Raw genomic sequence first — 20694 nt, forward strand, 5'->3', positions numbered from 1 at the left:
GGGACAGGTTATCCCTTCTTTCCTCTTATTTCATAACCTAACCTTCCGACAAGCTTTAAGGACTGAAAGCTCATTGAAGTTTAGTGGAAGGAATTAAAATGTCTAATACATCTCAAGACATATTTGAAGAATTCAATGATGAAAACCTTGAGGGTTATGCGATGGATTTAGAATCTGCAAGTATGTTAGCTGATGATGCAACAGCAAATGCTGGCTTAAATAAACAAATTGAGCAAATCCTTGATAGTATTACAAGGGTAGGCGGAGAAGTTTGTAAATTAAGAGCAGAAATGGATAGCTTGCTTGATCAAAATGGTATGCTTATGGATTCTTTTCATAAACTAAAAGATGTTTTAAGTGAAAAAGGATTTTTAGATATAGATGATTTTCAATTAGCTTGTGATGTATTTGATGAATCAAATTTAAAAAATATTAACAGCCAATTTATCAAAAAAGTATCCCACTAAATCTATATAAAATTAACTATCTCTCTTTCATATTCAGATAAATATTCATTGTTACTTTTAATATTATTAAATGATTTTTTTATTACTGCAGGTTTATCACCAATTACATGAATATCTTTTGATAAGCATATTGCTTCTCGCACATCATGAGTTACCATAATAGCATATTTATTGGTTTCTTGTACTTTTTGAAAAAGCCATTGTTGCAAAAAATATTTAGAATGAGCATCAAGTGAAGCGAAAGGTTCATCAAGTAAAATGGCATCAGAATTCATAACTAACGCTCTAGCAAACGAGATACGTTGTGCCATACCTAGTGATATTTCGCTAGGATACTTATTAGCATGTTGATCAAGTTGTACTATTTTTAAAGCATTAAAGGCAATTTCTTTTTTAGATTTTTTTTCTTTTTCAATTTGTAAATCAGTAACTACAAAAGAAATATTATCTAAAATATTCTTCCAAGGTAGCAAGTGAGGAATTTGAGGAACCATGGTAAATAAATTTTGATCTTCTCCCCATTTTTCTAATTTAAACTCTTGCCTTTCTGTTTTAATAAATCCAGAAGCGCCAATTTCCATTCCCATTAAAATGCGTAAAAAAGTTGATTTACCAGAACCTGAAGCACCTAAAATTGACGTAATTTCCCCTTTCATTAAGGTTAAGTTTATTTTTTTAATAACAGGTTCTTTTTTTTGATATGTATAATCTTCGACATTAATTTCAAGCATAAAATTTTCCTATCGTTATTTCTTAGGTGAGTTCCAAAATATAATTTTTTCACTTGTTATTGAAACAATTTTTGTACTTAATAAACTAATAAAAATTATAATAAGAACAACTGCTATAACTTTATCTGTTCTGAATGTTGCTTGAGCTCTTAACAAGTATATTCCTAACCCCTCTTCACTTCCCATTAACTCAGCTAAAACTGTTGAACCAAAAGAATAACTAACACTAATTTTTAAGGCACTAAAAAACCCAGGAAGAGAATTTGGGAAATAAATATGAAAAAATGCTTTTAAAGGTTTGATTTTTAACATTTTAGTAAATAAAAAATATTCTTTATGTGAATTTAATAAGTCATTTTGCAAGACTATCGCAATAGGAAAGGAACAAGTAAGTACCACCAAAACAATTTTAGGAGCCATCCCTAGACCTAACCAAATCATCAGTAATGGGATAAAAACTAGATAAGGAACGCTTTGAGAAATTGTTAAGAAAGGTGACAAAAATGCTCTTAATTTGGCAAATTTGTATGATATTACCGCTAAAAAAACTCCTATAATTACTGAAAGAAAGACTCCAATAAGCCATTCAATTGTTGTCACTTTAGTATTCTGTAACAGAATTTCCCAGTCTGCTAAAAATACTTCTGTCACTTTAGATGGTAAAGGTATAATATATTCTGGTATCTTAGCTTTTTGTAACGTTAATTCAGCTATAAAAGTTAAAAACATTACAAAAAAAACTGGAAAAATTAATTTAGATATGCGAGACATATCACTGCCTTTCAATCATTCTAAGCGCAAAGCTGTTAATTGCTTTCTGCCAGAGGATTTTTTATGTTTCTTAAAAGTTTAAAATTAACAAGAGCTTCTTTCCTGACAACAATTGTAGTTGCTTTGCATTCTTCTACAGTTTTTAGCCTTGATCTAAAGGTTGATTTACCTCAAAACGCAGGGAAAGAACCCGTTCTATATTACAATCCAATAGTTGATCAACAGCCTAACGCTGGAACAGGTAATAAACCAGTTGCCTCGGAAAAAATTGGCAAAAATAAGAAAAAAGATAATAAAAACGTTAAAAATTCTGAGCTTATTTCAGATGCTCAAGATGAGATTTTGGATGATTCTAATAATATACCCCCACCACCAGAAAATTTAGTTCAAAACAAGAAAAAAAATCAACAAAATTCTAATTTTGAAAAAAATGATGGTGCTAAATCCGCAAAAAAAACAAGACAAATGCGGGATGAGAGCGTGTATAATAATGAAGAAGAAGAAATTGTCGAAACGACTCAAAATCGAAATGTGAAGGATCCTTTTCCAGCTTTAGCGTGTATAGCAGATAATGTTGCTTTTTGGGAAAAAGTTTACACTGAGATAGATGTTAATGAAGCTTTTTTACATGATAAAAATGATTTGGGGATCATTTACAGCTCTTTTTCGTTGTCTCCGAGTAAAGCGATACGAAATAAACAAATTGAAGCCGAAAGAAAGAAATATACTAGTATTTTAAATAGTTTATCAACAAAGCTCAAATCTTCTGCCAAAAAATGGAATGCAGATGAAAAACGGGTTGCAGCCTTGTTTAAGCCTGGCACATTAACAACTCAAAATGTTTTAGCAGCAATTGATAATTTAAGGGTTCAAACAGGATTAAAGTCTCAGTTTGATGCAGGAGTTCAACGAAGCATAAACTATTTACCTACTGTCTACCCTATTGTAAAAAATAGTGGATTACCTATAGATATCGTTTTTCTGCCTCACGTTGAGAGTAGTTATAATTCCAAAGCGGGGTCTAAAGTAGGTGCTATGGGACTTTGGCAGATTATGCCAAATACTATGAAGTTATTGGAAGGAAAAAATGCAGTTGCAAAAAGAACTGATCCTAAAATTTCTACTCGGGCTGCTATGAAACTCTTGAAAAGTGATTTTGATAAAATTCAAAATTGGCCACTTACGTTAACTGCTTATAATCATGGCGTTAATGGGATGTTGCGAGCTATTGATGAGACAGGTTCAAGAGATCTTTGCAAAGTAATAGACCATTATAGTTCTCCATCTTTCCGATTTGCTTCAAGTAATTTTTATGCTCAGTTTCTTGCGGCAAGAAAAGTTGCTATGAAAAAATATGCTGTAATAGCAAAAAAGAAATCGGGTGGTTCAAGCCTTGTTTTGCGAAAAACAATTTTAAGTAATAAAGGTGGAAGTATAAAATGAAAACTCTCTCACAATGGTTGTTAAGTTCTCCTTTCAATATTAATCTTCAAAGTAATGAAGACCTTAAGTTAGGAGTCCGACAGCCAAAGGGAGTTCTTGTTAAACTTTTAACCGAAGAATATTTTACTGAAAATAGATCGCATTATGATTTTTCTTATCGAATTTATGGTGATTTGAAATCAAAAACTCTTTATCCACTGAATGATTCTGGTAAAGAGTTTTTCTTTATTTTCCCCAAAGAATTTCCTAAATCTTTGGGCTTTGATATGCCGGGAAAATCACATTATTTATGTTACTTAGGCTCTTTACTTTCTGTTTCTTTATTAAATCTTATAAATAAAAATCCTGAAATAAAAAATTTTTTGTTAGAATTTGAAACTAATTTTATAGATAGTTTTTCTTCATTAAAGCATGAATTTTTTGTTGGGTTTTTGCAAAAATCAATTTCAAATAAATTAAATAAAAACTTTTCTCAAGAAGAAAAAATCTCAATAAATGTGAGTGATATTAATTTTTCTCAAATGGATATTATAAGAAGTATATCGATTCATGATTCAATGTGTTACACACGTTCGTTTGTAAATATGCCGCCAAATATTTTAAATCCACAGTCATATGAAGAATTTCTTGAAATTATAATAGATAATGAAAAAAAATGTTTAGAAGAAAAAGCTGAAATTCATATGGAAGTACTTTCTTATGAAGCTTTAAAGGAACAAGGTTGTGGATTGATTTGTGCTGTGGGGCAAGGAAGTTTAGTTAAACCACGCTTGATTAAATTGACCTATCAACCAAAACATATTGTAAGAAAATTACCTAAAATATCTTTAATAGGAAAAGGAATTACGTTTGATAGTGGAGGCTATGATATCAAACCTTCCTCGGGCATGAGAATCATGAAGAAAGATATGGGTGGTTCAGCAGCAGCATTAGGAATCTATTTAGCCTGTGTGAAATTAGAATTACCTGTAAATTTAACTTGCTGGCTACCTCTAGCAGAAAATATGATATCCGGTAATGCAATGCGACCTGGTGATGTCTATCGGGCAAAAAATGGGTTACAAATTGAAATTGATAATACTGATGCCGAGGGACGTTTGGTATTAGCCGATGCGATGACCTTTGCTATTCAAGATAATCCTGACTGGTTGATAGACTTAGCAACTTTAACAGGAGCTGCAAGAGTTTCACTAGGAACCATGGTAGATTCCTTATTTGGTAATCATAAGTTCACAACTGATCTGCTTTATAGGACAGGGATAGAAACTGGCGATTGGGTATGGAACATCCCTTTACCAGCAGATTATGAAAGTTATTTAGATTCGAATATTTCTGATTTAGCTAATAGTGGAAGTTCTGGTTTTGCAGGATCCATTACAGCGGCTTTATTTTTACAAAAATTTGTAGGAAATACACAATGGAATCATATAGATACTTATATGTGGTGTGATAAACCAACATTTCTTTGGTCAGAGGGGTCTGGAGCAACAGCTAAGTGCGTCAGGTTAGTGACTAAGGCAATTGAAGAGTATATTTCTAATCTTTAAAAATGCTTTATAATTAAGCTATTGTGAACATTTTTAAGAAGAAGGAGACGGGATTATGCCTGAGCAGACCCCTGAAGCTATTGTTAATATGGTTAGCCTTCATCTTCGCGAATTAATCCATGATATTAATAATGCCCTTTTTGTCACTAAAGGCTTTTTAGAAGAATTGAATGAAGATACACAGAACAAAAGATATATGGATCCAAAGTTTGATCATGAAAACTTTCAGGACATGGTTTCAACTATCAATCGAAATATTGAAAAAATAGATACTAATTTAATAAAATTAAGAAAATTTGCTAAAGAAGATATTTTTGATAAAACAGGACTTCCAAAGCCTTCTTAAAAAATGGGTATCTAGACAAAATCTAGCCGCCGTGCTGTCCGGTGCTCGGCGGCTTGTCGTCCCTCTGAGGAGGGAAAGTGATAGGAAATTTTTGAATGGATAATGCTAAAGGCAAGAGTTCAAAAGGAAAGGATATTTTGTTTAAGGAAGGTCAAAAATAATACCCGAACGACATTACTTTTGGGTTACCCTTTTAGGTGTCCTAGCCTGATTTGTAGCATGCCTTATCTCTTACTGCAACACAAAAATAACATCTTTTTCCATTTTATCAGAATGAAATCATTTGATTTTCCAAAAATCACATAATTACAAACAATTACAGATTCGTTTCGTGATTTGTGTCAAAACAAAATATATTTAATGATATTAATAACTTTTGCTATCCATAACATTGCCTTATTTTGCATCTCGCATTCGTAATAGGCCATCTCTAGCGTTTTGTGCATCGATACTTTGCGGTGAAAGTGTAATAACTTCTTGATAAATTAAAGCAGCTTTAGATTTGCTATTTAATTTTTCATAGGTCTGTCCTTCAAGAAGTTTGGCATGCGTAAGTTCAGGAGAATTTGGAAACTTAATATAATATGTTCTTAATTCATTTAGTACATTATTATATTCCCCTAGACGCAGCCAAGCTTCACTAGACAGTAAATAAGAGTGACCTTTATCATCAAAATTAGGATAATTTTTTTTCAATTTATTGAGTTCTAAAATTGCTTCACCATATTGAGCTTGTCTTAGTTTAATTTCTGCTTCAGCTATCAATTGATTTGGACCAGTAGGATCTGTTAAGTTAGTTTCTTTCATTTGCATAGCAGATACGTTAGGTATTATCGGACTTTCTTTTTTTTCAGTGTACATATCTCTACCTTCGTTTAAATCAGGTAGCATACTTAGTCCATTATTTGCTGGTGACTGCTTTTCACCTGAACCTTGATCTTCAAATATTCCGGAGCGAATTCCCCGTTTAATAATTTCAATTTCTTTTTTATTTGTTGCTAATTGTTCTGTTAAACTACTAACATCATTTTTTAAAATAGATATAATTTTCTTTGAAACATTATTGTCTTGAGTCAAATCATTAATTAAGTAATTCAATTTTTTTACTTGATTTTCTAAGTCTACGATGCGGAATTCATGATTTTTTCCTGATGATTCTAAAACATCTAACTTTGAATTATTTGCCAGTCGATTTGCTTCTGTGCTATCTGAATTTTCTGATAATAATTTATCTTCATTATAATCATTCATTCTACTAATGCAAGAAATTGTTGATAAAGAAACAAAAACAAGAAATACAAGAAAGTTCTTAGCCATAAGGATTGTCCTAATAGTTTCAAAAATAAATTTTACTAATTAATAATAATAAAATTTGTCGACTATCAGGATGAATATTTTGCCTTAGATAATAATTTCTATCTAATTAATATTTTCTTACTAGTAATTGTTCTAATTGATAAAAGAGTAAATTTTTATAAGTTTCATTTTCGCTTGAGGCGGGAAAATTTGCGAAAACACTTTCTAATAAATGATAAGCTTTCTCTGTAAATTCAGAGGCCAAATTTTGTGCTTTTTCTAAACCTAATATTGATACAGAAGTTGTTTTGTTTTGAGCTTGGTCTTTTCCAGCTGTTTTTCCTAAACTTTGGCTTGAGCCTGTTGTATCTAAAATGTCATCTATAATTTGAAAAGCAATCCCTACAAATTCTCCAGCTTGTCTTAATTTACCTTTATTTAAAATAAAATGTTCATGAATTACATCAGTTTTTAGAACGTTTAAGCCGCAAATATATCCAAATACAAAAGCACAACCCAACAACTTACCTGTCTTGTTTTTATGAATTAATTCTATTTGTTCCCAAATAAGATCATGCTTACCGGTTAAACTGATATCTAACCACTGCCCCGTAATCATTCCATTTGCCCCTGAACAAAGACTTAACTCTTGAATAAGGCTTTTTAAATATTCTGTTAATTTACATTTTGTATGCGCAAGGTGGAAAAATGCATCTGTTAACAAAGCATCCCCAACAAGCAGGCCTTTGGCTTCACCATAAACTTTATGAGTGGTTGGTTTTCCTCTCCGTAGATCATCATTATCCATACAGGGGAGGTCATCGTGCACAAGTGAATAAGTATGAACCATTTCTAAGGCTAAAGCGGCATTTCTAGCATTTTGAATAGCCCTTTCTCCTCCAATACTTCCTGCGCAAAGTAGAGTGAGTAAAGGACGGATTCTTTTGCCGCCAGCTATTAAAGGATATTGAAAAGCCTCAGCGATTTCAGAAAATTCTTGTAGACATATCTTTTCTTGTGCAAAGGCTAGTTTTGATTCAAGAATATCATTTTCTATTATTTTTATAATATTTTCAATATGTTGTATAGAATCTGTCATTTGTCCACTTATCCTTTCAGATGCTGAAAACAACCTATAAAATCTTTTGCTGTACCATAAGCTGACAGAAACTGCTTGCAAAATTCTAATTTTATTTGTACGTTTTGCGCCACTGCGTTTTTATATGCGTGTGCACAGATATTGAAACTAGGAGTTAACTAAATGCGTGATATCATTAAATTAATTTGTAGTGGTGATGGCAAGATTGCATGTTCTGGGAACAATCTTTATTCTACTACTAAAAATAAAAAAGCTTCCACTAAAAAGCTTGAGCTTAGAAAATATTGCAAGTATTGCCGCAAGCATACTATCCATAAGGAAAGCAAATAAGCTTTTTCTTTGTAAGAAGGCCGCATTTTTAGGAATGCGGCTTTTTTAATTTGCAAATAAGTTTGAATACTTATTAAGTAGTATTTGGTATTGTTCTGTCTTTTTAAATATTTGCATTCCCTTAGCAAATGCCTGGCTTTTTAGTAGTGCTTTTTCTTGGTCTTCTTTAGAAAAATCAAGTTTTTTAGTAAAAGCAAGATAGACAGGAATTTTGTAGATCTCTGGTTTAAGTTGGATAATATCTTTACTATAGCCTAGTCTTTTTAAATTTTGATGAAAACTAGTGACTTCCCCAAAAAATAAATTCATTCTTCCATTCACAAGCTTTATTGCACTGGCTTCTTCGTTTGCACTCCATTCAAATTGAAACGGAGCTTTAATAATTTCATCTTTATAATGATAGTTTTTTATTAACCCTAAAGAATTATATTTTTTTGCAAGTTTAAGAATATCACCTGTGAAACGGAATTTTTTTAATTTATTTTTTGTAATGAAAAATGCATAAGTAGTTTCACTGAGAATAGAATTTTTATTAAAATAAGCATAACTTTCTCTTTCATCATTTATTGAGATATATGTAATGGCATCGCACTTCCCTTTTTTTACTTGCTCTTGGGCTCTTCCCCAAGGATAGTTTTCAAAATTACAATTCCAATCCAAATTTTTGCAGACAGCGTTGATGAGTTCAATATGAAACCCTGTAAGTTTGCCGTTTTCATGATATTCGTTTGGAATATAATCGATTTCACTGCGAGCTATAGTAATGTTTTCATTGGCATAAGCCTTAAAATAGAAACAAACGAGAATAAAATTGAATAAATTTCTTATCATTAGAATATCCAAACTTAGAGTTTCTGTTATTTAAGAACATGATAGCAAATTTTATGAACAAAAGGAATGAACTCAATTTTATTTTAAATATCACTTTTGAAATATTTTAACTAATAATTGTTTTAGAAATATTTCAAAATCTTCTGGTTTCCACTGTCTTTCAACAACTAATGAGTGATAAAAATTTCTACTAGTTAATGCCCAAAAAATATCACGAGCTGTTTTGAGATCGATTTGCTTACAACTTTCAGAGTCCTGTAAAAATAATTTTACTGTTTCTTCTTGTCTTGAATATCTTCTTTCTTCTAATTCTTTTTGTAATTGATTTAATTCTCCGGAAATTCCTGTTAAACCATGTAAAGTATTTATTAATTCTTTTTCAGCGGAGTAGACTTGTTTTGTCATTTTAGCTGCATGTGCTAATTTTTCGGTTAATGTTATAGACGATTTGGTTTCTATAACCATTTGTGAAAACTCTTCCGCTTCTGTAGCTGAATCCAGTAGTGATTTCAAAATACCAGTTTTAGATTTAAAAAGTGCATAAATGGTAGGCGTTGAGACTCCTGCGGCTAAGGCAATTTGCTGAAGTGTTATTTCAGAATAATTAAATGAAATTAATAAATTTTTTGTAGCTTGCAGAATTCTACTTTTTGTATTGAGGGCTTGTTGTTTTCTATTCTGCCCTTTATATGTGCGTTTCATGGAAATCTCCTTGACTTGTGAATTAGATGAAACTATATTTAATATAGCATACTATATTAAATATAGTTTCATCTAATTCAATCATTTATGAGGAAAAAATGAATAAAAGCAACTTAGAAATAGCAAAGCAATATTATGCATATATTGTGGATAAAAATATCAATAAATTAAGTAGCTTATTACATGAAGAGGTTGAATTTGTCGGACCTATGAGTTCTATTAAAAAGAAAGAAAACGTTTTACAGGCAATTGAAGGTTACGCTCAAATTGTGCAAAATATTGAAATTATAGAATGCTTTACGAATGGTGAGAAAGTAATGTTAACTTATTTGTTAACTTTTCAAAAGATGACTTCCCGTGCAGCCGTACAACTTAATTTTAAAAATCGTTTGATAGAAAAGCTTGAACTTTACTATGATCCTACTCCCTTTATAAATTTTCGAGATAGAATTTTTAGAAATTAAGTAAACAGAAAGATTTATTAAAAATTTAAAGAAAAAAATTAGAAATATTTGGAGATTACATCCTCATAAAGTAATTATAAATCAAAATATTGAAAAATAAAAAATTAATTGTATAAAAATTAATTTCTAAAGATATAAAATTTATTGTTAATTTTTATAGAGAAAGATATCCAAATAAAATAATAATATACTAAAATTACTTTTTAAGTATTGCTTATTGCATTTATTTATAAAAACTTAAAATAAAAATATTTAATTAAAAATTTGACTAAAAAAAATAAAAATATATTAAAATTTTGTTACTTTTTTGATTCTAATTGATTTTCTGTTTACTAATTATTTGACAAAAAATACATGGAGAATATATGAAAAATAGATATATTAATTTGAGTGTATTACTAGGTTGTACCGCTTTTTCTTCAAATTTAGTGGCAAGTGAGATTTATCTGGCATGCGATAAAAATGATGCATTAGTTGTTTATGATAAAACAAACAATGTAGCTAAATATCAAATTAATAATAAATTTTTAATCAGTGAAGTAAAAAGATTTTTACCAAATTTAACACAAAATCAAAAGGATATATTAAAAGAAAATAATACTATTTAGTTTTTGATTGATAATACAATTATGAATGGTAATTATACAAATTTTAATACATCATATTTCTCTCAAGTAACAGAATTAAAGCAAAAAGATACAAATAGAAGCTTCTTGTTTCTTTCTTCTAGGATAAAAAATGGACTTATATTAGAGGTTCATGAATATAACCCAAGTAATTTTTCAATTTCTGCACCTATTACAACAGCGCCTCTTGTGCAATGGAATTTTAAAAAATGTGAGAAAAAAAATACTATAAATTCAGATTATGATCCATTTAATTTTAGTAGCCAAAAAAAGAATCAAAAAAATAATTCGATAGCAAATATTAGACCTACTAATTTATCGGATGTTTCAAAGAAATTATTTGATAGAAGAGTGGCATATTTGAAAGATAAAAATATTGCAGGAATTTTATCTGACTATAGTGATGATGCTCAAGTAATTATCAACGGAAAAGTAATTACAGGAAAAAGTAATATAGAACAAGTGTTTATAAAACTAGCTGCAGCTTCTGCTGCAATAGAAGGATATAATATTAATAAATTTTTGATTTCGGATCAAATTATTTATTTAACATGGAATGTTAAAGTAAATGGGGTAAATTATGATATTGGAAGTGATACTTTTGTAGTTATTAATGGAAAAATTAAATATCAAGTAATTACTGCCGACGAAAAATTATTTAAAAATTTATAAAATTTTATTCACATTTTCTTGGGAAATTTTAATGTAAAAGTTGTGCCTTCATTTATTACGGATTTTACTTTTATTTCCCCTCCATGTTGCTTAACTAAGGAATAGGTTATTGATAATCCCAGCCCAGTTCCTTCACCAATAGGTTTTGTTGTAAAAAAAGGATCAAAAATTTTATCAATATTTTCTGGTTTTATTCCTGAGCCAGTATCTTCAATTGTAATAAAAATATTTTTTTGATCTTCATATTTTGTAAACGTAATCACACCACCGTTTTTCATTGCGTGAATAGCATTTGTAATTAAATTTAAATATATTTGTCCAATTTGCCCTGAATTTCCTAATATTACACCTTCAGAATTTTCTATTTCCCAAACAGTTTGAATATGTTTTTGTTGTAAAAATCCTTTAGCTAGTTTTAAAGTTTTTTCTAATTCTAGAACTAAATTAACATCTGTAAAATGTTCAGTTTTTCCATCTTGGCGGGCAAAACTCAATAAGTTTTCAACAATCTCTTTACATTTTTTAGCACCAATTTCAATTTGTTCTAAATCTTCTTTATGTCTATTGTTCGAATCTATTTCACTGAGTAAAATTTGAGTAAAAGCAAGTACTCCTGCAAGAGGGCTATTTAATTCATGGGCAATACCGCCAGCTAATTTTCCAATGGCGGCTAATTTGTCAGCATGTGCTAAACTTTTTTGTAACTGTTTTTGCAAAGTAACATTTCTATAATGAATAACATATCTACCTTCTTTATGTTCAGGAGTTTTTTCCATAACATGTGCACGAACTGTGAATGTTTCATTTGGAAACAAATGATCTGTTGTCCATTCTATGTCAGGTTTATTAACTTTTGCTTCATTAAGTAAACAGTCGTTGCATGGCTCTTGTTTATTAGCAAAAGCCGAAAAACATTTTTTATTAATTAACGTATTATATGTTGCCTCAGGATTGTATTTTTTTGCAATTTGTAAATAAGCTTTATTAATTCTAAGAATATTATAATGATCATCGATAAACACCAGTGGATCAGCTATGGTGTCGATCATTGCTAGCCACTGATGCTTTAAATCTTCTAAATCTAAATCCTCTAAGTCATTATTTTTTTTCATAAGCTCCGCTCTGATGGACTTTGAAAAATAACTTTAATGATGCAGAGGAGTAGAGCTACCTTTGTTCGCTACTGCGGCTATACCAATTTGGGCATTTTTTAACTTAGTTTCAAGAGCATCATTTGATTCCCAAGCTATTGCATGCAAAAGAACTGTGTCCATATGGTCGACTGGAATAATTTCCAAGTCCTGTAAAATATTTTTAGGAATTTCAAGTAAATCTCGCTCATTTTCTTTAGGAATAATTACTTTTTTAATTCCACCTCTGTGCGCAGCTAATAATTTTTCTTTTAATCCACCGATAGGAAGAACTCTTCCCCGAAGAGTTATTTCACCAGTCATAGCAACTTCACGATTGAATGGTTTTTTGGTCAATGCGCTTACAAGAGCAGTTGCCATAGTTATTCCTGCACTTGGACCATCTTTTGGAATAGCACCTTCAGGAAAATGCACATGGATATCAATTTTAGAATAGAATTCATCTTCTAATCCTAAAAATGCACCTCTAGATCTCACATAAGTAAACGCCGCTTGTGCTGATTCTTGCATGACATCACCAAGTTTACCAGTAATTTTTAAGTTACCTTTTCCTATCATCACAGCTACTTCTGTTACTAAAAGATCACCACCAACCTCGGTGTAGGCAAGACCTTGGCCAACACCTATCTCATTTCTTGACTCTTTTTCACCTATGCTATGTTTTCTAGGGCCAAGATATTTTTGAACTAACGCACCATCAATGAAAGGTCCCTTTAAACCTTCCAAGGAAACAGCTTTTACAGCAGCTTCTGTTTCTTTAGTTTCTTTTGCTTTATTTGATTTTTTATTTATAGTTTTTAGTAAATCACGGGCAATTTTTCGACAAATACTAGAGATTTCTCGTTCTAAATTTCTTACACCTGCTTCTCTTGTATAATAGCGAACAAGTTCTTCCAAAGCAGAATTTTCAAATTTTAGTTCTGATTTTTCTAGTCCATTTGCTTTAATAGACTTTAAGACTAGATGTTGCTGAGCAATATTTATTTTTTCTTGTTCCGTATATCCACTTAAATGAATGATTTCCATTCTATCGAGCAAAGGTTTTGGTACGCCATTTAAACTATTAGCAGTAGCAATAAATAAAATTTGTGAAAGATCATAGTCTAAATCTAAATAGTGATCATTGAAAGCATGATTTTGTTCGGGATCAAGAACTTCAAGCATTGCACTTGAAGGATCTCCACGAAAATCAGAGCTCATTTTGTCAATTTCATCTAATAAGACAACAGGATTCCCACTACCAGATTTTTTAATTGCATTTAATATTTTTCCTGGCATAGCTCCTATATAAGTTCTACGATGTCCTCTTATTTCAGCTTCATCTCGAACTCCACCTAATGCTATGCGAGAAAAGTTACGGCCTGTTGAACGGGCGATACTTTTTGCTAAACTCGTTTTTCCTACGCCTGGAGGGCCAACTAAACATAAAATTGGACCTTTTATTTTATCAGATAAACTAGTTACTGCTAGGTATTCCAAAATTCTTTCTTTTACTTTCTCTAACCCAAAATGATCTTCATTTAAAACTTCTTCAGCAAAAATTTGATCTTTAATTGTAGGTGCATAATCTGCCCAAGGCAAAGATAACACTGTATCAATATAATTTCTTACAACGGTTGCTTCAGCACTCATTGGACTCATACTACGCAGTTTCTTTACTTCTTTTTTAAGTTTTTCTTTTGCCTCTTCACTCAATTTTTTTGTCTTAATTTTACTTTCAATTTCAGCAATTTCGGTTCTAATGTCATCTGAATTGCCTAATTCTTTTTGGATAGCATTCATTTGTTCATTTAAGTAATATTCTTTTTGAGTTTTTTCCATTTGCCGTTTAACACGTGCTCTGATTTTCTTTTCAACTCTTAAAATTTCAATTTCTGACTGAATAATACTAAATATTTCTTCTAATCTTTTAGCTGGATCAATAGTTTCTAGAATTCTTTGCTTATCTGCAAGTTTTAAATTAGCGAGTTGCACAACTAAGGTGTCAGCCAAACGACTTTCATCTTCAATGCTTGAAATAGAAAATACCATTTCTGGTGGGACTTTTTTATTTAACTTCACATAAGTATCAAAAGCTTGTTTAACAGTTCTGACAAGAGCTTCATTTTCAGCAGAGCGCCCATTTGGTTCTTGTACTTCGGTTATTTCAACAACAAGCATTTCATTTGCTTCTACATATTTGGAAATACGTCCACGCTTTTTTCCTTCAACTAAAATTTTAACTGTGCCATCAGGTAGGCGAAGAAGTTGAAGAATTTGAGCAATTGTTCCAAATTCATAAATTTCTTCGGGAAGAGGGTCATTTGATTTTGGTTTCTTCTGTGCGGCAAGGAATATTTCTCTATTTCTAGCCATAGCATCGTCCAAAGCTTTGATGCTTTTTTCACGACCAACAAACAAAGGAACGACTGTATGTGGAAAAACCAGCAACTCCCTGAGGGGCAAAAGTGGTAATGTTCGGCTTGTCGTTTTTTTATCAGCCATAGAGAGTTACTCCTTTGCGGTCATGTTAAATTTAAACCCATCCCTTACATTTTAAGACATTTGTGAGGATTCGCAACACCATTTCCATTTAACTATTTAAGAGTTAAATATGATTAAATAAAATCCTTTATTTCGGGAACCCTTTTTAAAAAACCTTTCCATTTTTTTTGTAAGTACTCATTACCAAGAAACTCCTGTTCCTTTACAATGTCGGTTAAAATTTTTTTATTTGTGAGAGGGTTAAAAGGGATAGCTCTTAGGACGACAATTTCTTGGCTTGGATAAACTGTTTCTAATATAGTGCGTGATACAAAACTCTTGCCTGACTGTCTTTGTTTTTTTTGGATATAAATATTTAAATCATTTAGAAATGAGTTTGTTTTAGTTAATATATCAAGTAAATTTTTATTATTTATATTATTATTTTCATTTGTAAGATTATTATTACAAACTTTAAAAAGTTTGTAATTTTTTTGCAGAAAATTTTTTAGGATATTGCCTGTGAAGCGATATGTGACTATGTTTGTTTCTAGAAAACTTGTTAATTCAAAAGCTAAACTTGTCTCAATCACTTCAGCTAATTGTGTTGCATTATTTATGGCTTTTAAAATTAGTTGACTATATCCATCTTTACCTAGAGCCTTAAAATGGAACCATAATTTTAAAGAATCAAATCTTCTACTTCCTTCAATAGTTGTTCTTCCTAAGTCTATGCTTCCTTTGCGAATAATATAGTTAGCACTGTGTCTTATAGAGTCTAATGAATTTTCATCTTTAAATAGAACAGCACTATGCGACATAGATAAATACATAAACTTATGCCCATCTATTACGACTGAATCAGCAGAGGAAATCCCTTTTAGTAGTTTTTGATACTTTTTGGAAAGTAATAAAGCTCCTCCCCAAGCTGCATCAACATGAAACCATATATTATGAAATTGGCAGATTTTAGCGAGTTCTTCTAAATTATCAATGTTTCCTGTTTCTGTAGTTCCAGCAATGCCTACTAATGCAATTATTTTTGTATTAGCATTAAGCAAATTTTGAATAATATTTTTTAACTCATCGATATTAATTTTGTTCGTGAATGTTTCACAAGGAATACTAATAATATTATCTTCGCCGATACCTAGAATGCTTGCTGCTTTTTTTATCGAGTAGTGCCCACGCTGACTCACTAAAATCACAGAGCGTTGAAAACCTGATGAAAGTAAAGCCGAAAATATTCCTTTCTTGTGAACATCTGGAAATGCTTTATTCCTTGCTACAAGAAGGGCTGTTAGGTTACCTAAAGTTCCTCCACTACAATAATTTCCAATTGCTCTATCAGCATTATTTATAATATTTTGGTAAAAAATTTTATTTCTTTTATAAATAAGTTTATGAAGCCAAGTAAGGGTTTGCCATTCGACATAAGTTGCTGAAAGAGCCGTCTCTGTTTTGACAACATTTTGATTCAAAGTGCTTATTAATAAATCACATAATAGTGAAAAGCTTGGTGTAGCTCCTGTCATATGCCCTATAAAATTAGGATGAGATACCTTAACAGAATTTTGAACAATATTGTCAATTGTTTCCTGCAAAACTTTTGGTATTTTTTCCCCTTTTGAAGGAAAAAAAGGTGACGAAAATAATTTTGAGATATCTTTAGGAGGAATTAATCCGTAGATTTTTTTTCCATTTTTATTGTATAAGAAATTGAGTGAAGCTTTTAAAGTAATAGTTGCCCATTTATTAAACTCTTTCTCGTTTGCTTCTGGAAAGAAGTATTTAGAAATTAAAGAAGATTTATTCATAATAATATGCTGTCCTAATTTATCCATTAAGCAGATGTCAAAGCGAATTCATATATGAATCAATCTAAAATTGACACAAATTTATTAATAAATTTTCTTTTCGGAAAATTTGATCAGATTTTTTTACTGCAATTCTTGCATTATCAAAGAATGAATTGTAAATACAAATTTCCGGGCAATCGGTATCATTAATTAACACATGGAGTTTCTATTATGGCTAAAAGTAAAAGTACATTAACAACTGTTCCAACTAGTGCAATCATTGCAGATGTTTCAGCTAGATTTGAACAATTACCAAAGAAAATTACTAAAGAAGTAATCTCTGCATTTCTAGAAGCTATTGAAGACAATGTAGCAGGTGGGCACAAAGTTCGTATCGATAAAGTTGGTATTCTTACTTGTAAAGACCGCGCAGCTCGTAAAGGCCGTAACCCACAAACTGGCGAAGAAATTAAAATTCCAGCTTCAAAGAAAATTAGTTTTCGCGTTGCGAAGTCTTTAAAGGAAAGAGTTGGAGTAGCTAAAAAATCTGCAGCTAAAAAGAAATAATTTAAATTATTTCTTTTTATTCATCATAATCTTCTTCGTGAGTACCTGCCATTACAACCTTACTATCATCTAGATTAGCGTTGTTAACTGCTTCTCTTAGTTTTTCTGAGGGATGAAAAGTAACTACTCTGCGAGCAGAAATTTCAATCCGCTGTCCTGTGTGAGGATTTCTCCCTGGACGGCTTCTTTTTTCACGTACTACCCATTTACCAAAACCAGAAATTTTTACTTCTTCACCGTTTTCAAGTTTAGATTTGATAGATTCTAAAATAGTTTCCACCAAGTTCTTGGCTTCTTGCGAAGAAAATTGAGTCTTAGAACGAATTAATTCGACAATTTTGTCTTTTGTTAGAGTCATAATCACCCTCTTATAGATAACAAGCAAGAACTTTTATAGTTCTATTTTTTCACATTTATCAGGACAAACACAATCCCCATCAGTGTCAACTTTTCTCCTGTGGTCAATAGCCTTTACGACAAAAAATAGGAAAAAGGAAGCTTTTCTTGCTTACCATTTTTTTTTCTAAAATGCACTTAATTGTAATTAAAAGTTTAACATGGTATAGCTACTGCTTGTATATTCGCCTTTTACAGACTTTAGGAGTCGCTTGAAAATGAAAGAAAGCACACAAAAACTTGAAAACCTTGATATTCAAAAAATGAAAAGTAATAAAAAGCGATTTTTAACTGGTATTAAACCTACAGGAGAAGTTCATATTGGAAATTATTTTGGCGCAATAAAACCTTGTATCGAACAATCTCAAGACAAAGATAATGAAGTTATCCTGATGTGTGTTGACTGGCATGGTTTGACAAATAAAAATGAAATTTTCCGTCCAGGTGAATTATCTCATCCATTAATAGCGTTGTATCTAGCTTTAGGATTTAATATAAATGACAATTCTATTGTTTTACAGAGCAATTTTCCACAAATTCAGGAAAATTCTTGGTATTTATCATGTGTAACTGCTTCTGGAATGTTAGAACGCTCTCATGCTTATAAAGATGCGCTTGCAAATGGGAAGACTCCAACGGCAGGTTTATTATTTTATCCAGCTTTAATGTCTTCAGATATTTTAACATTTGATTCACATTTTGTGCCTGTTGGAAAAGATCAGGCTCAGCACTTAGAATATGCTTCAGATATGGCTCAATTATTTAATAATGCAGTGAAAAAAAATGTATTTAATATTCCCAAAGCCATCATTCAAGAGACACCAACATTAGTTGGAACTGATGGTGAACGAAAAATGAGTAAAAGCTATGATAATGTTATACCGATTTTTTCTACAAAAAAAGAACTTGAACGAAAAGTAAAAGAAATAAAAACTGATTCAAAGGGGTTGGACGATCCAAAAGATCCCAATACCTGTACAATTTTTCAAATATTTAAATCATTTGCTTCCCCCCAGGCAATTTCATACATGGAAGAAAGGTTAAAGAGAGGTATTGGTTATGGCTACGGGCATGCAAAGAAAGATTTTATCGATGAACATGAAAAAGTGTTTGGTGCCTATCGGGAGAAATATGAATATTATTTAAATGATATAAATGCTGTTAGAAAATTATTACGTCCGGGCTATGAACGTGCACATTCATATGCTGAACAAGTTACAAAAAGAGCAAGAGAAGCATTGAATCTCAAAAATTATTGGTAATTTTTTAAACTTTTTTAAGTAAAAGTGAATATAGTTAATTTTTAAATTGAGCTTAGGCAGATTTAAAGAAAATCAGCCTTCGTAACTCTATGAACTTTTAATGTGTTGGTTGGTAGCATTTGGCTTACCGGAATACCTCCAGTAATCAAAATAAGATCACCTTCTTTTACAAAACCTTCTTTAACAAGATATTTTCCAATTTCTGAAAATGCTGTATCAGTATCATAAAAAATATTATTTAAAACTCCCAACACTCCTCGTACTAAACATAATTTACGCACAACATCAGGGCGAGGACTAAATGCAATTACGGGAGTTTGTGGGCGATATTTTGCAACATATCTAGCCATGCTACCTGTTAAGGTAAGACAAATGATTGCAGTCGCATTCATTTTTTCAGCAAGTTCAACAGCTGTTTTAGCAAAAGCTTCACCAGAAAATTCATCTTCATTTTGATTGAATGGAAAGATTTCTATTGGAGCTAACGTTTTACTATTATCAACTCTATTTAAAATATCACGCATTGTTGCAACCGCGAGCTCAGGATATTTACCAGAAGCACTTTCACCAGATAACATTGTTGCATCGGCATGATCAAAAACTGCATTTGCGACATCGCAAACTTCTGCCTTTGTTGGTCTTCTATGTTCAATCATGGAATCAAGCATTTGGGTAGCAACAATGACAGGCTTGCCTTTTTTAAGGGCAGCTTCTATGATTTTTTTCTGATAAGCTGCTACATTTGCAAAACCACATTCAACACCAAGATCACCACGGGCTACCATAATACCATCAGAAACATCGCAAATTTCATCTATATAGTTAATAGCACCAAGCATTTCTACTTTTGTCACAACTGGTGTATCAGCGCCTAATGCACGGAGCATCATTTTTAATTTTGCAACATCACTTGGAGTTTGCACAAATGACAGTGCAACATAGTCAACTCCTTGAGCAACCCCAAACAATAGATCACGTATATCTTTTTCTGTTGTAGCTGGAATAGAGAGGTGACACTCTGGGAAATTAACTCCTTTGCGGGATTTTAAAAAGCCACCATGGGTAACTTCACAAATAACGTCAGCTCCTTTGATTTCTATGATTTTCATTGCAAGAAGCCCATCATCTAAAAGAATTCGTGCTCCTATTTTTACATCATTTGCAAGTTCCCGATAATCTATTGGAATAAATTCATTTGAAGTTTGTTCAGGGGCATAACGTAAAGTCAAAACTTGTCCACGAGTTATTTTTATTCCACCGTCCTTCAATTTTCCAGTTCTAATTTTAGGACCTTGAAGATCTTGCAAAATTGCTACTTGTTTGTTTTTTTCACGCGATATTTCTCTAATTAATGCAATATTAGCCGCGTGCATTTCATGGTCACCATGGGAGAAATTTAATCTAGCAACATTCATACCGGCATCAATTAGTTTTGAGATCATTTCTTTATTGCTTGATGAAGGTCCTAGAGTACAAACAATTTTTGTTCTGGGTAATTTATTGAGATCCATTATTCTCCTCACTTGTATTTGAGTTTAAATTTCTTGAATTAATAATTTGTTCTATTTGGATTTCTGCATTGAAAAGCTGCGACTTTAATTTTTCAATTAAGTTATAGGCTTCCGCCAATTTCTGCGAAAGTTCATCAATAGGAATAGTTTCATTTTCCATCTTCATTAAAATATCATTTACTTGTTTTAATAAGACCGGATAACTTTGATTTTCCATAGA

At 31.3% G+C, this 20694-nt stretch carries 22 protein-coding genes; 10 read left to right on the forward strand and 12 right to left on the reverse strand.

Annotated elements, in window-relative coordinates; translation table 11 throughout:
• Positions 1–98 precede the first annotated feature (98 nt).
• Positions 99–467: a hypothetical protein gene (locus GOY08_RS08875; RefSeq protein ID WP_158998543.1), complete on the forward strand. Its 369-nt coding sequence runs from the start codon at positions 99–101 to the stop codon at positions 465–467.
• Positions 468–469: 2 nt separating this feature from the next.
• Here the strand turns inward: GOY08_RS08875 and GOY08_RS08880 are convergent, their stop codons facing one another.
• Both GOY08_RS08880 and GOY08_RS08885 read right to left on the reverse strand, forming a co-directional pair.
• Positions 470–1198, reverse strand: a complete 729-nt coding sequence (locus GOY08_RS08880; protein WP_158998544.1) for an ABC transporter ATP-binding protein — start codon at positions 1196–1198, stop codon at positions 470–472.
• 15 nt (positions 1199–1213) lie between these two features.
• Positions 1214–1969 carry an ABC transporter permease gene (locus GOY08_RS08885; RefSeq protein ID WP_158998545.1) on the reverse strand — a complete coding sequence of 252 codons (756 nt, stop codon included), beginning with the start codon at positions 1967–1969 and terminating at the stop codon, positions 1214–1216.
• 63 nt (positions 1970–2032) lie between these two features.
• On the opposite strand from GOY08_RS08885, the gene GOY08_RS08890 reads away from it, so the two are divergent.
• From GOY08_RS08890 to GOY08_RS08900, 3 genes are read left to right on the forward strand one after another with little or no spacing between them, the layout of a single operon-like run.
• Positions 2033–3412, forward strand: coding sequence for a lytic transglycosylase domain-containing protein (locus tag GOY08_RS08890; protein ID WP_158998546.1), 1380 nt, complete (start codon positions 2033–2035; stop codon positions 3410–3412).
• Positions 3409–4959 carry a leucyl aminopeptidase family protein gene (locus GOY08_RS08895; protein ID WP_158998547.1) on the forward strand — a complete coding sequence of 517 codons (1551 nt, stop codon included), beginning with the start codon at positions 3409–3411 and terminating at the stop codon, positions 4957–4959. The genes GOY08_RS08890 and GOY08_RS08895 overlap by 4 nt, the downstream gene beginning before the upstream one ends.
• 55 nt (positions 4960–5014) lie before the next feature.
• Entirely contained in the window at positions 5015–5305 is a 291-nt protein-coding gene (locus GOY08_RS08900) for a hypothetical protein (RefSeq protein WP_158998548.1), read from the forward strand.
• 396 nt (positions 5306–5701) lie between these two features.
• Here the strand turns inward: GOY08_RS08900 and GOY08_RS08905 are convergent, their stop codons facing one another.
• Together GOY08_RS08905 and GOY08_RS08910 are read right to left on the reverse strand one after the other, a co-directional pair.
• Positions 5702–6622, reverse strand: coding sequence for a tetratricopeptide repeat protein (locus GOY08_RS08905; protein ID WP_158998549.1), 921 nt, complete (start codon positions 6620–6622; stop codon positions 5702–5704).
• Positions 6623–6728: 106 nt separating this feature from the next.
• A complete protein-coding gene (locus GOY08_RS08910; RefSeq protein WP_158998550.1) occupies positions 6729–7700 on the reverse strand; it encodes a polyprenyl synthetase family protein in 972 nt (323 codons plus the stop codon).
• Between the two features lie 162 nt (positions 7701–7862).
• Here GOY08_RS08910 and rpmG point away from each other — a divergent pair, with 162 nt between their 5' ends.
• Entirely contained in the window at positions 7863–8030 is a 168-nt protein-coding gene (gene rpmG / locus GOY08_RS08915) for a 50S ribosomal protein L33 (RefSeq protein ID WP_158998551.1), read from the forward strand.
• Between the two features lie 45 nt (positions 8031–8075).
• On the opposite strand, the gene GOY08_RS08920 is transcribed toward rpmG, so the two are convergent.
• Together GOY08_RS08920 and GOY08_RS08925 are read right to left on the reverse strand one after the other, a co-directional pair.
• Positions 8076–8861, reverse strand: a complete 786-nt coding sequence (locus GOY08_RS08920; RefSeq protein ID WP_158998552.1) for a substrate-binding periplasmic protein — start codon at positions 8859–8861, stop codon at positions 8076–8078.
• 90 nt (positions 8862–8951) lie between these two features.
• Complete coding sequence (locus tag GOY08_RS08925; RefSeq protein WP_158998553.1) at positions 8952–9563, reverse strand: TetR/AcrR family transcriptional regulator; 612 nt, start codon at positions 9561–9563, stop codon at positions 8952–8954.
• A gap of 98 nt (positions 9564–9661) precedes the next feature.
• On the opposite strand from GOY08_RS08925, the gene GOY08_RS08930 reads away from it, so the two are divergent.
• From GOY08_RS08930 to GOY08_RS08940, 3 genes are all read left to right on the forward strand, one after another.
• Complete coding sequence (locus GOY08_RS08930; protein ID WP_158998554.1) at positions 9662–10027, forward strand: nuclear transport factor 2 family protein; 366 nt, start codon at positions 9662–9664, stop codon at positions 10025–10027.
• A gap of 365 nt (positions 10028–10392) precedes the next feature.
• On the forward strand, positions 10393–10635 hold the full coding sequence (locus GOY08_RS08935) for a hypothetical protein (protein ID WP_158998555.1): 243 nt from the start codon (positions 10393–10395) through the stop codon (positions 10633–10635).
• A gap of 21 nt (positions 10636–10656) precedes the next feature.
• The gene (locus GOY08_RS08940) at positions 10657–11325 is read left to right on the forward strand and encodes a hypothetical protein (protein WP_158998556.1); all 669 of its coding nucleotides are present in this window, start codon (positions 10657–10659) and stop codon (positions 11323–11325) included.
• Between the two features lie 8 nt (positions 11326–11333).
• Here the strand turns inward: GOY08_RS08940 and GOY08_RS08945 are convergent, their stop codons facing one another.
• The 3 genes from GOY08_RS08945 to GOY08_RS08955 all read right to left on the reverse strand — a co-directional run bounded on the left by GOY08_RS08945 (position 11334) and on the right by GOY08_RS08955 (position 16756).
• On the reverse strand, positions 11334–12437 hold the full coding sequence (locus tag GOY08_RS08945) for a sensor histidine kinase (protein ID WP_158998557.1): 1104 nt from the start codon (positions 12435–12437) through the stop codon (positions 11334–11336).
• Between the two features lie 33 nt (positions 12438–12470).
• A complete protein-coding gene (gene lon, locus GOY08_RS08950) occupies positions 12471–14960 on the reverse strand; it encodes an endopeptidase La (RefSeq protein WP_158998558.1) in 2490 nt (829 codons plus the stop codon).
• 113 nt (positions 14961–15073) lie between these two features.
• Positions 15074–16756, reverse strand: a complete 1683-nt coding sequence (locus GOY08_RS08955; RefSeq protein WP_158998559.1) for a pyridoxal-dependent decarboxylase — start codon at positions 16754–16756, stop codon at positions 15074–15076.
• Positions 16757–16969: 213 nt separating this feature from the next.
• On the opposite strand from GOY08_RS08955, the gene GOY08_RS08960 reads away from it, so the two are divergent.
• Positions 16970–17305, forward strand: coding sequence for an HU family DNA-binding protein (locus GOY08_RS08960; RefSeq protein ID WP_158998560.1), 336 nt, complete (start codon positions 16970–16972; stop codon positions 17303–17305).
• 16 nt (positions 17306–17321) lie between these two features.
• Here the strand turns inward: GOY08_RS08960 and GOY08_RS08965 are convergent, their stop codons facing one another.
• Positions 17322–17663, reverse strand: coding sequence for an integration host factor subunit alpha (locus tag GOY08_RS08965; protein ID WP_158998581.1), 342 nt, complete (start codon positions 17661–17663; stop codon positions 17322–17324).
• Between the two features lie 256 nt (positions 17664–17919).
• Between GOY08_RS08965 and trpS the strand changes: the two genes are divergently transcribed.
• On the forward strand, positions 17920–18963 hold the full coding sequence (trpS, locus tag GOY08_RS08970) for a tryptophan--tRNA ligase (RefSeq protein WP_158998561.1): 1044 nt from the start codon (positions 17920–17922) through the stop codon (positions 18961–18963).
• A 62-nt stretch (positions 18964–19025) separates the two neighbouring features.
• On the opposite strand, the gene pyk is transcribed toward trpS, so the two are convergent.
• Positions 19026–20474 carry a pyruvate kinase gene (gene pyk / locus GOY08_RS08975; protein ID WP_158998562.1) on the reverse strand — a complete coding sequence of 483 codons (1449 nt, stop codon included), beginning with the start codon at positions 20472–20474 and terminating at the stop codon, positions 19026–19028.
• The gene (locus tag GOY08_RS08980) at positions 20461–20691 is read right to left on the reverse strand and encodes an exodeoxyribonuclease VII small subunit (RefSeq protein ID WP_158998563.1); all 231 of its coding nucleotides are present in this window, start codon (positions 20689–20691) and stop codon (positions 20461–20463) included. The genes pyk and GOY08_RS08980 overlap by 14 nt, the downstream gene beginning before the upstream one ends.
• Positions 20692–20694: the final 3 nt, after the last annotated feature.

The organism is Pigmentibacter ruber (assembly GCF_009792895.1).
GTDB classification, from domain to species: domain Bacteria; phylum Bdellovibrionota_B; class Oligoflexia; order Silvanigrellales; family Silvanigrellaceae; genus Silvanigrella; species Silvanigrella rubra.